The following is a 10,670-nucleotide window of genomic DNA, read 5'->3' on the forward strand; positions in this document are numbered from 1 at the left end:
GATGTGTTCGCTTGCGAACACATCAATATCGAATGCGTCCATGCTGTGATTCATTGTCGGGCTGGCCATGTGAGACTATGTGCTCTCCCACGCTGGCCAAGCGGCCTGCGATAAAAAAGTCGCCCGTTGGCGACGCGCATTTCATTGGGAATCCTTTTGGGGGTTTTTACCAATAACTCGACCTTATGAGGATTTCGATGACACTGAATGTGGACGGCACGGCTGGCGTGCCGGATGAGATCGTTGCGACGCCGACCGATGAGTCAATCCAGGAGCCCAATGCGTCAGAGGAGGATGCGGATCTGGCTGTAGCTGAGTCAGCCGACGTTGCGGATGCGGTGGTAGATGAGTCAGCCGACGTTGCGGATGCGGCGGTAGATGAGTCAGCCGACGTTGCGGATGCGGCGGTAGATGAGTCAGCCGACGTTGCGGATGCGGCGGTAGATGAGTCAGCCGACGTTGCGGACGCGGCGGTAGATGAGTCAGCCGACATTGCGGATGCGGCGGTAACTGAGTCGGGCGACATTGGGGATCTGGTGGAAGCTCCGTCTGGCGACGTTGCAGATATTCCGCAAGCCGAGTCAAGCGACGTTGCAAGTTTGGCGGAAGTTGAGTCAGGCGACGCCGTTGATGCGCAGGTAGCTGAAAGTTCGACAGAGGATGCCGGCGCACCCGCTGATGAGAACCCGGCGGCCGATCCGGTAGAACCGGCCGTCGAACAAGACGGCGAAGTCAGCGAAGATTGACGGTTGGTACTCCGGGCAATCGTTATACCGCCCCTGTTTCGCACCCGGCACCGGGAGTTGCGTAACCGGTGCCGGAGCCTCAGCCGGGGACCTATCGCGCCATGGGCGGCAGCACGATCGATGCGGCGAGGATAAGACTGCGAGCGGCCATCAAGCGTCATTCGTTTGCACCGCCGCTCCGACATTCAAGCGTCGGTTCCGCTCAGGAACCGGCCATTCAATTCGCCGTTTGGAAGTGTTGATTGTCGGCCGTTGCGGTCATTGGGCGCTTTCCATTCGGTTTCCGCTGTCCGTCGGCGATTCGAGCGATTTTGGCGGCCTTGTTCTCCTGCACTTGGGACGGTCCGGTACTGGGGAAACTCGAGTCGCTGGATGATACCGGTGCAACAGTCAGTGGGCACGAGTCGCGACCTGCAGGAATCGCTCGATTTTGCGGCCGAGGGAATAGAGCCACTGCCTGGAGCCGATATCGCGCGCCGTGCGCATCCAGTTGACGGCTCATCGTTGACCGAACGACCGACGGCATTGATCCATGTCCAGATCGACTCGGTGCCGCACGAGCAATGTTCGCGGAATTGCACCCGGCAGAATACATCCTCCCGCATCCGGATGCCTGCCGCCTCGAGGGTTGTCACAGCCGGCATGTTTGCGTCATCGCCGTCGGCAAGTTCCACGGCTTCCCGGGCGCCTGGGTCTGCAGCGTCTTCGAGGTGCCTTGAGTCAGCGAGGGTTCTGAATGATCAAAGGCCCGCCCATAACGGAGGCGTGATGCGTGTCAGCCACGTTGAGCTTGAGCGTATGCACGGCTGTGCCAGGCAGGAACGGCGCCGCATCGCCGTGCACCCACGTTTCATGTCCGGCGAGAAAATACGGCGACAGCGGATTGCCCGACTGTCCACCGGGCATCTCGAAGATGCCGTCCTGCTCATGCCCTGGCGACACCACAAAACGCTCGGATGCGCCGAACACGGGTGACTGCACGCGCGGCATATTGATGTCGCCCGGCAGCGGATCGGCCGGCGTGCCGAGCCAGCTGCGCACCCACGGCAGCCACGACGGCACGATCCGGGCGAACGGATGCGCGATCGCCGAGCGGTTGCGCTCGCCCCAGCGTGCATCTTCAAGCCTCGTGCCCTTCGGCAATTGCGCGATCGAGCGGTCGATCCGATCCAGCACGAACGCGCGCCAGTCCGCGAAACCCTCGGGTATCCACGCGTGCTGGCCGGCGAGCGTCTCCATTGTTGCCTCGTAACGCGAGTTCGCAGCGCGATAGCTGAGTTCGGGTGCGATCGCGGTCATTTGCTTGTCGAGCGCACCGAACCAGGCGTCGTACAGCGAGTAGTAGAACGCGCGCACCAGCCGGTAGCCGACCGCAGTCACATCCGCGCGGCCATCACAGGTTTCGACGAGCCGGCGGAATGCCGCGCGTTCGGGATGGCCGTTGAGAGAGGTCGCGTCGAGCGCGTCGAGCGCAGTGCGTCGCCAGTGTTCGATCCAGAAAGCCCGGTCGTCGGTCTGCACCGCCAGCATGTCGCGCTCGGTCGCATGCGGCAACGCGAGCAGATCATTGCGAATCTGCGTCGCACGTGCGCCGAGATCGGCGCCCGCATCGCCGATACGTGCTGCCTCGTCCGGCGGCAACGTCCGGTTGTTCGCAGTCCAGATGCGGCCCGCCGGCGGATCGATGCGCAACGGGTACTCATCGGGCGGCAGATACCCTTGCCAACCGCTATAGGTGTCGGAGCGGAACGGGAAGCTCGCGAGCGCGGTGGCATCCACATCCGCATCGGCAAAGCGCGGTAGGGGACCGGCAAGCGTCCAGCCGATACGGCCCTGTGCATCGGCCGCCATGAAGTTCTGCGTTGGCAGGCCGAGGGTCTGCGCAGCGTGCAACGCGTCGGCGACGTTCGACACGCTTTCGAGCTGCACGAGGTTCACGTTGATCGCCTGCGGATCCTGCGCAACCCAATGCAAGGCATAAGCATGAGGTCCAACAACGATCTGGGGCCCCCAGCGGGTTTGCACGACCGGAAGATCGACGCTCGCGCCGCCTTTCACGTCGAGGCGCTCATGGATCACCTGCGCCGTCTGCCAGCCGCCGTCGGGTACGCGATAGCGAAGCGGATCGTCCGGGGCACGCAGCAGTTCGACGAGATCGATGAACCGCCCGTAGCTGTTCGTGAATCCCCAGGCAATATGGCCGTTGCTGCCGGCCACGACGAGTGGCGTACCTGGCAGGCTCACCCCCGTAATGCGCCGCGCCCCGCCATCTGGCGCGGGATAGATCAGCGACAACCGGTACCAGATGTTCGGCAGCGACAAGCCGAGGTGCATGTCGCTCGCGAGCAGCGCGCGGCCGTCCACGCCGTGCGCACCGTCGACCGCGAATCCATTGCTGCCGACCATCGAACTGACGGGGGCTACATCGTCGATGAATCCGGGCACGCCGCTCAATAGCGCGATGGCCTCCGTGTCGAAGTCCGCGGCGGACCGTGTTGCGGGCAGCCACGGCGGTGGTGTAGCGGGCAGGGTGGTAGGCGACGGCGTGAATGCGCGCATCACGTCGAGTGGAGCATCCCAGCGGCTCGTTGCGGGCAGCAGAAACGCAAGCAGGTCGGCAGGCACTCGCTCGCTCACTGCCGCACGTGACAGCACGTGTGCGATCTGGCCGTATTGCAGGTCGATGTACATGGCATAGACGGCGAGCAACGTATCCTCAGCGCGCCACGGGACCGGTTCGGTGCGCAGCAGCCAGTATTCGAACGGCCGGGCGCGTAGCGAGCGCAGGCCGTCGTTGACGCCCGCCGCATAGCGTTCGATCAGTTGCCGCTGGTCTGCGGGCAACGCGGCGAGTGCCGCCCGCGCGTGTTCGCGAAAACGCATGGGCCGGTCGCGCCGGTCCAGTGTCAGCGCAGCCGGACCGATGAGCGCGGCCATCTCGCCGGCGGCGACCCGGCGCAGCAAATCCATCTGGAAGAAGCGGTCCTGTGCGTGAACGAAACCGGTCGCATACGCGACGTCGTCACGCGTGCTGCCTTGTACCGTCGGCACGCCGAGCGCGTCGCGCGCGATCGTCACCGTTGCGGATACCGGCGCGTAGAGCGTGCCGTCGAGTTGCGGCAGGCTCGCCCGCAGAGTCAACCCGGCTGCCACCACCAACGCGGCCAAAGCGATGACTACGACGCACAGCAGAATCGGCGGCCACGCGCGACGCCGCTTTTGCGGGAATGGCTCGAACGGATCATTGTGGATCATGCAGGGGGGCGTCCAATGCTTGTTGCAACGGCAACCTGATCGCCTTGCGACCATAGCATGGTCGGGTGCCGACAATATGCGTGGACGTCGCTGGAGCCAGACAATGACCATCGTCGCGCTCCGGATGATATGGATTTTTTTCCGAGAAGTGAGGCTTCGTGGCCTCCATAAAGGGCACCCAGCTTATGTGACCTCCGGTTTCAAAGCCTTCCTTTCTTGCACACTCGCGCGCATCGCCTGATGCATCGCGGAGCTAGAAGCCAGCGCTCGACGCTGCTCTGCTTCTGATCGCGCATTCCGCGCGGTGCGCCGCCGACCGAAGCCCGCCGCTTGATCGCGAAGGCGACGGCGAGTTAAGCGACTGCCTACTCCAGGTGCGGCTGAATGCCATCCGGGCACTTGCTTCCAAGATCATAAACTTACAGTCAGTAAGATTGGACAGCGAAGGAGGTCCTCGGCATGGAACTGAAAGAAAGAAACGAAGAACACTGGGAGCCGCTTGCGGCGATTGCCCGTGAAGAACTAGGCGTACCCTCGCTGGTGCAGTCGGGAAAGATCACGAATGACGTCCATCTGGTGCGAATCGCCAGCCTCGCGCAGGCGCTCGAGCGGGCTTACGACCTGGGCCTGTTGATGGGCCACCGGGTGAGTCGCATGGAGCAGGGACAGGCCTTGCCGTCCAAACTGGTCTGTCGTGACGGGCTGGATGGCGTGCGGGCTGCCGCCACCGAGTGGCTGCGTACCTGCGCGAGTAAGGAACCGCAAGGAGGCGAACATGAGTGCGACCTCCCGGAATGATCCTCACTGGCTGGCGCTTCAGGCGATCGCCGCGGAAACGATGGCGCTCGACTCTCTGGAAGAACGCGGACGTACCGCGGCCGACCTCCGTATGGTCCGGGTCCGGGACATCGCCAGCGCGCTCGAGCAGGCGTACCGGATGGGCCTGAACGTCGGATACAACGCCGAGCTCCACTGACGGAACGGCTGACGAAGGACCTCGGTCGTCGCCGTCGACCCGCAGCACAAGTTTCGTCGCGTTCCTCTGTTCTTGCCCTGGTCCATGCAAAAGCGCATGTGGCGTCAGCTTTCGATGACGTCGCCCGACCAGATATGATCGAAGACGGAGCTGCCTTCCCGCTGCACCTTGCGGACGGTTTCAGCGTCCGGCGCTTCATATTCGCAGATCATGTGCATGCGATCGATTGAAACCACGCTGCGTTTCCAGACGATGCCGTGTAAATCGCTGCACGCTGCAAGGCGGTCTTCCACTACGGACAAATCCGCATCCGACTGTGGCGTCGGAAAACTCCTTTCAACGACGACGTACGACATGTCTGATGTCCCTTTGCGGCAGCGCCTGTACTCGCCGCAATTTATGTCTGCGTTTGAACGATCGTTCTAGTCACGGGATGGCGCTCATCAAGCCTTTGTAGTGCGGCCTGGCCCCTGGGCGTAATCGGCTTGTGTGCCAGCAACTCACGCAATGAAGATAGAACGGACATGGCGCGTTTCATCTCGCCGGCGATGAGCGCCGCCTCAACCAGGACCGCCCTGAATGGCTTGCTCGAGTTCCTGTTCCATCGATGGCGGACACGCGTCGCCCGAACTCGCCAGAGCCACGAGCCGCGCGGTGAGCAGTCGGATTTCAAGCCGGACTCGCTCGCTTCCCTGCGGTAGTGAACGTGCATGAGTCAGACCGCGATCTGCCACAGCGCGAGCCTCGGATCCCGCAAAGACTGCCAGACAGTGATTGCTGGCTTTGACGCATGCCATCGCCGTCATGCGCGAGTCTCCCGCCAACGTCGCGTGATGAACCACTTTGCCGTGCAGGCGCGGGTCGTTTGCGCTCGCAGCCAGCAGCTGTCGCGCGATCTGATGGCGGATTGCGCGCCTGTGTGGCTGCGGGAGCATTCGATAGACCGTCTGACGTACCAGGTCGTGGGCGAAATCCATCTCGGTTTGCGTGGCTGCAAAGCTTCCCGACGTTGTAGTTCGGAAAGACCCGAAAGTACTTCAGGAAGCGGACAATCGAGCAGTTGCGCGAGCTGCTCGGGAGCAAACCCGCGCCCGATAGAAGCAGCGAACGAAAGCAGATCCCGTGTGCGCGCATCGAGCGCTGCGAGCCGATCCGTGATCAATGCTTCGACAGAGGGCGTCGAGGCGCCGAATGAGCTAGCTTCGCGCGCGTTAATTCGAGCACGAAGAGCGGATTGCCGCCGCTGCTTTTGATCGCCTGTTCGACTCGGACATCGCTTCCCGATGCGTCGATAAGCACGGCGACCTGGTCAGCAGAAAGTGGCGGTAGCTCAATGCGCGTCACCTTGCTGTCGCGCCCCAATGATTGCAGCAATGTCCTTGCAAACCGGTTTCGTCCGTTTCGGCGGGACGGGCAGCGGCGACAAAGACAACTGGCAGTTCGCGGTCCAGCCGCCGCAGCACGAAGTGCAGCAGCGCCGCCGATGATTCGTCGAGCCACTGCAGATCGTCGAAGACGGAGCAACTACACCGGCTGGATCGTGGCACTGGTCGAACGGCTGCTGTTTCGAAAGCATGAGCCGACCGATCGCGTGTTCGGGCAGTTGTCACTTCAACTGCTGCTCTTTGTCTTCGGGGCATTGGCGGGCGCGGCGGGTGTTCAGCGCTTCGGCGTTGCGGCGATCGTATTGCCGTTCGGCGTTCTCGTCGCCTTGAGTCTCGCACGGATACCGGGTCGCGGGCTGGCGTGAGCAAGGCAACCACAGCGCTCCGACTTGAATCGAGGCCGGTAGCATAACGCGGTCCCGAACAGGCGCGGTTGCACCCCGTACCTTTCCTGAGCGACGGCGGCGCGAGTGTTGCTGACTCTCATCACAGGAGGGTTCCGAAACATCCATACGGAAACCCGAGCGCAATGCGCTATTTCGCCTGGTCGTTTAGAGGGGCACTGACATGTCGCTCGAGGTAAGGATCGGCCCGCCGCAGATTGCCTTCCATCAGGGACATACGGTCCTGCTCACGCAGCCGGACGGGCAGATCATCAGCGGGTCGCGCAAAGGTCTGTATTTCCAGGACACGCGTCTTATCAGCAACTGGACGATCTTCGCCAATGGCGAGCCCTGGGATCTGCTCAGCTCGGGAGCGCTGCAGTCCTTTTTGATGCGCGCATGTCTCGCGAATCGTCCGCTCGACAGCGAGGACGGCCGAATCGAGGAACATACGGTCAGCCTGATACTGACCCGTCATGTAGGTGGTGGAGTCCACGAGGACATCGACATGACCAATCACGGCCTGCATACGGTGTCGTTCAATCTAGAGATCGCGGTGCGTAGCGATTTCGCGGACATCTTCGAAGTCAAGGCCGGACATGTGGTTCGTCGCGGTCGTGTCGTGACCACCTGGAATGAGCACACGCAACATCTGAAGACCAGTTACCAGAATGGGCACTTTGGCCGCGGCATTAGTCTGAGCGTGCACGATAGCCACACGCGAGGGGCTTATGCAAACGGCCGCATCACATTTGGTGTGAGCTTGCGACCCGGCGCGCGTTGGCATTGTTGCCTGAAGTACGACATAGACGATGACGGCCGCGCCGTACGCGCGCCGCAGCGCTGTGGCGCGGCCGGCGAACCGTCGCCCGAAGGAAAGCGGCTCGCACAATGGAAACGCGCGATTCCGTCGCTCGAGTGCAGCGACGAAACATTCAACCGTCTGTTTCGTCAGGCGACCGATGATGTCGCGGCGCTGCGCGTGCCGGAGCACGTGAATGGCAGGCGTCTAATGATTCCCGCAGCGGGCTTGCCGTGGTTCGTCGCGCTGTTCGGACGTGACAGTCTGATTACCTCGCTGCAGACGGCGCTGATTTATTCGGGGTTCGCGCGCGGCACGCTTGCGGCGCTCGGCGCACGGCAAGCCACGAAGCGTGACGACTTTCGTGACGCCGAGCCGGGCAAAATCATGCACGAGCTGCGGCGGGGCGAACTGGCAAAGCTCGGGCTCGTTCCTCATACGCCGTACTACGGAACCGCGGACGCGACGGCTCTATTCCTGATCGTGCTCCATACCGCATGGTGTTGCACCGGCGACCGTGAATTGCTGATCCGTCATTTGCCCAACGCCGAGCGGTGCCTGAAATGGATCGACCACTATGGCGATCGTGACGGCGACGGGTTTCAGGAGTACGAGACGCGATCGACGGACGGCCTGAAAAACCAGAGCTGGAAAGATGCCGGAGATGCCGTGGTGTATCCGGACGGCACGCTCGTCGAAGGACCGAAGGCGCTCTGCGAGCTGCAAGGCTACGTGTATGACGCATGGCTTCGTATGGCCGCGATCTACGATGTGCTCGGCGAGAAGCGCCGTGCATGCAGGCTGCGCGCGAAAGCCGCCGACATGTACGAGCGATTCAATGACGCGTTCTGGGACGAACGCAGCGGCTTCTATGCGCTCTGCCTGGATGGCGACAAGCAACGCGTGATGAGCATCGCCTCCAATCCGGGCCACTGTCTATGGTCGGGAATCGTTCCGCCCGAGCGCGCGCGCCGCGTGGTGCAAAGACTCATGAAGCCGGACATGTATAGCGGATGGGGCGTGCGCACACTGTCGTCGAAGCATCCGGCCTTCAATCCGCATTCTTATCAGAAGGGCGCCGTATGGCCGCATGACAACGGACTCATCGCCGAAGGGTTCAAGCGTTACGGTTTTGCCGACGAGGCAGGACGGATCGCGAAAAACATCTGCGATGCAGGCGGCTATTTCGCGCTGAACCAGTTGCCTGAGCTATTTGCAGGCCTGCAGCGCACGGAGGCGAGCTTTCCGGTGCAGTACATAGGCGCAAATGTGCCGCAGGCATGGGCCGCGGGTTCGATCTTTTCGCTCGTGTATGCGATCCTGGGTCTTCAGCCCGACGCGCCGCGCAGTCAACTGTACGTCGACCCGGTGCTGCCTCCCTGGATCGACACGCTGACTTTGCGAAACCTGAAGGTAGGCGCGCAGATATTCGATATCCGGTTCACGCGAACCGATGGAAGCACAGAATTCGAAGTGTTGAAAGGGACAAGCAAAAGCGTGAGCCGGCGCCCGATGACGAGTTGGCGCGAAGAACAGGCTGCAGGCCTTTGATTGCGGCGGCCCGCTCGCATACGTTTCGGAAGGTCGCCGCTATGCAAAAGACCGAACGGCCGCGCACACAGCAGTCCCACCGCGGCTGCGAGCCTGGCCTGTTCTCGCGCCGATAGCTGCACTTGCTCCGCACGGACTCAGCAGCAACAAATGCCTATGAGATACTTCCCCGTCCACGCATAGTCGCTGCGTCCACCGCGTTTCAAACGGCCCAGGCATGCAAGCACATCCCCTCCGGCTCTCGCCCGGCGACGACCTACGCGTCGCCATCGAAGACGCGCTTCGTCAACGCGAACTGCAAGCTGCCTTCGTCGTCCAGGGCATCGGCAGTCTCCACGCTGCGGTATTGAGGTTCGCTGGCGCGCAAGCGCCGACGGAAATTCGCGGCGACCTCGAAATATTGACCCTCGCAGGCTCCGTCTCGCCCGATGGCGCTCACCTGCACATCTCGATCGCGGATGCGCGCGGGCAGGTGTTCGGCGGTCATGTGGCGCGCGGGTGCACGGTGCGCACCACCGTCGAGTTGTTGCTCGTGTCGGTTCCGGGCTATTCGTTCGCGCGGGAGCCTGATCCGCAGACAGGGTTTATGGAACTCGTGATTCGCGGCGGCGGCGGTGCGCCGCGAGCCGATTCCGCCTGATCGTGCGAACGCGGCAACCCTTCGCGCGCCGATAGCCGCTCAACGCCCCACCAACATCCGCCCGCCGACCCCGACCAACAACGCACCCGCTGCGGTATCGAGCACGGCTTTGCGGCGAACCAGCGTGCGCCGAACCGCCGGATGCGATGCAAGCAACGCCATCGCGCAGTACCACGCGCACGAGATGCCGATCGACAGCGCCACGACCGCGATATCGAGCCACAACGGCGCATGCGCGGGCACCATCAACGCGAAGATGCTGCCGTAGAACGCGATGGATTTCGGGTTAGTCATGCTGACGAAATAGCCTTTCTTCGTCGCGGCCCAGCCGGACGCGGCGCTGCCGACGCCCGCGGACAACGGCCGCCGCGCGGTCACGATCATCTTGATGCCGAGCCAGATCAGGTAGAGCGCGCCTGCGGTCCGCAGCACGGCGCCGAGCCACGTGACGTGCGAGAGGATCAGGCTCAACCCCGCGATCGCGAGCAAGGCCCACGTGCCGGACGCGGCGGCGAGCCCGAGTCCGGTCATCATGCCGGCGCTGCGCGACGCAACGGCCGTCGACGTGACAATCAGAAAGTTGGGCCCCGGGCTCGCGACGCTGAGCAACAGGACGCCCGCAAGCGCAAGCAGGATGTTGACGGATTGCAAGAGGAATCTCCCGTGGTGGGTTGGGTGTGGGTTCGAGCGATCGCGCGACGTTTTCATCATACCGGCGCGGCTTCCGCGCTTCCGGCCCGCTAACCGTGTCCCTGATATTGGAAGGTCGGGTTTACTGTAATTGAAGGAGCGTCCGCTCCTACAGCATGATTTGTCGTACGTTGTATGACGAATATTACTATTGCCCGACAAGCCGATTCGCGAGCTCGCGGAGTCGGTTGGCTGTGCGCCTAGGGCGTGGCCGGTCGTAACCGGAAAATAACCTTCGTGGC

At 62.7% G+C, this 10,670-nt stretch carries 10 protein-coding genes; 6 read left to right on the forward strand and 4 right to left on the reverse strand.

The genetic code is table 11. The features are described from left to right. The first annotated feature begins 197 nt into the window (after positions 1-197). Complete coding sequence (locus VSR82_RS31720) at positions 198-746, forward strand: mucin-associated surface protein (RefSeq protein ID WP_498858370.1); 549 nt, start codon at positions 198-200, stop codon at positions 744-746. A 720-nt stretch (positions 747-1,466) separates the two neighbouring features. Here VSR82_RS31720 and VSR82_RS31725 read toward each other — a convergent pair. Then, positions 1,467-4,001, reverse strand: coding sequence for a penicillin acylase family protein (locus VSR82_RS31725; RefSeq protein WP_429462847.1), 2,535 nt, complete (start codon positions 3,999-4,001; stop codon positions 1,467-1,469). Between the two features lie 459 nt (positions 4,002-4,460). On the opposite strand from VSR82_RS31725, the gene VSR82_RS31730 reads away from it, so the two are divergent. Continuing rightward, the gene (locus tag VSR82_RS31730; RefSeq protein WP_429462846.1) at positions 4,461-4,799 is read left to right on the forward strand and encodes a DUF6900 domain-containing protein; all 339 of its coding nucleotides are present in this window, start codon (positions 4,461-4,463) and stop codon (positions 4,797-4,799) included. Beyond that, a complete protein-coding gene (locus VSR82_RS31735; RefSeq protein WP_129962952.1) occupies positions 4,777-4,977 on the forward strand; it encodes a DUF6900 domain-containing protein in 201 nt (66 codons plus the stop codon). The genes VSR82_RS31730 and VSR82_RS31735 overlap by 23 nt, the downstream gene beginning before the upstream one ends. 104 nt (positions 4,978-5,081) lie before the next feature. Here the strand turns inward: VSR82_RS31735 and VSR82_RS31740 are convergent, their stop codons facing one another. Both VSR82_RS31740 and VSR82_RS31745 read right to left on the reverse strand, forming a co-directional pair. Next, positions 5,082-5,333, reverse strand: a complete 252-nt coding sequence (locus tag VSR82_RS31740; RefSeq protein ID WP_368585000.1) for a nickel-binding protein — start codon at positions 5,331-5,333, stop codon at positions 5,082-5,084. 204 nt (positions 5,334-5,537) lie between these two features. Beyond that, positions 5,538-5,954 carry a hypothetical protein gene (locus VSR82_RS31745; RefSeq protein WP_429462845.1) on the reverse strand — a complete coding sequence of 139 codons (417 nt, stop codon included), beginning with the start codon at positions 5,952-5,954 and terminating at the stop codon, positions 5,538-5,540. 563 nt (positions 5,955-6,517) lie between these two features. Between VSR82_RS31745 and VSR82_RS31750 the strand changes: the two genes are divergently transcribed. The 3 genes from VSR82_RS31750 to VSR82_RS31760 all read left to right on the forward strand — a co-directional run bounded on the left by VSR82_RS31750 (position 6,518) and on the right by VSR82_RS31760 (position 9,738). Continuing rightward, positions 6,518-6,727 (forward strand): hypothetical protein, encoded by a 210-nt coding sequence (locus VSR82_RS31750; RefSeq protein ID WP_429462843.1) that lies wholly within the window; start codon positions 6,518-6,520, stop codon positions 6,725-6,727. 202 nt (positions 6,728-6,929) lie between these two features. Continuing rightward, positions 6,930-9,098: an amylo-alpha-1,6-glucosidase gene (locus tag VSR82_RS31755; protein WP_498858371.1), complete on the forward strand. Its 2,169-nt coding sequence runs from the start codon at positions 6,930-6,932 to the stop codon at positions 9,096-9,098. Between the two features lie 217 nt (positions 9,099-9,315). Beyond that, the gene (locus VSR82_RS31760; RefSeq protein ID WP_429462841.1) at positions 9,316-9,738 is read left to right on the forward strand and encodes a PPC domain-containing DNA-binding protein; all 423 of its coding nucleotides are present in this window, start codon (positions 9,316-9,318) and stop codon (positions 9,736-9,738) included. 39 nt (positions 9,739-9,777) lie between these two features. Here the strand turns inward: VSR82_RS31760 and VSR82_RS31765 are convergent, their stop codons facing one another. Further along, positions 9,778-10,389, reverse strand: a complete 612-nt coding sequence (locus VSR82_RS31765) for a LysE family translocator (RefSeq protein WP_429462840.1) — start codon at positions 10,387-10,389, stop codon at positions 9,778-9,780. Positions 10,390-10,670: the final 281 nt, after the last annotated feature.

Origin of the sequence: Burkholderia sp. JPY481 (assembly GCF_038900515.1) — a bacterium.
GTDB classification, from domain to species: Bacteria; Pseudomonadota; Gammaproteobacteria; order Burkholderiales; family Burkholderiaceae; genus Paraburkholderia; species Paraburkholderia youngii.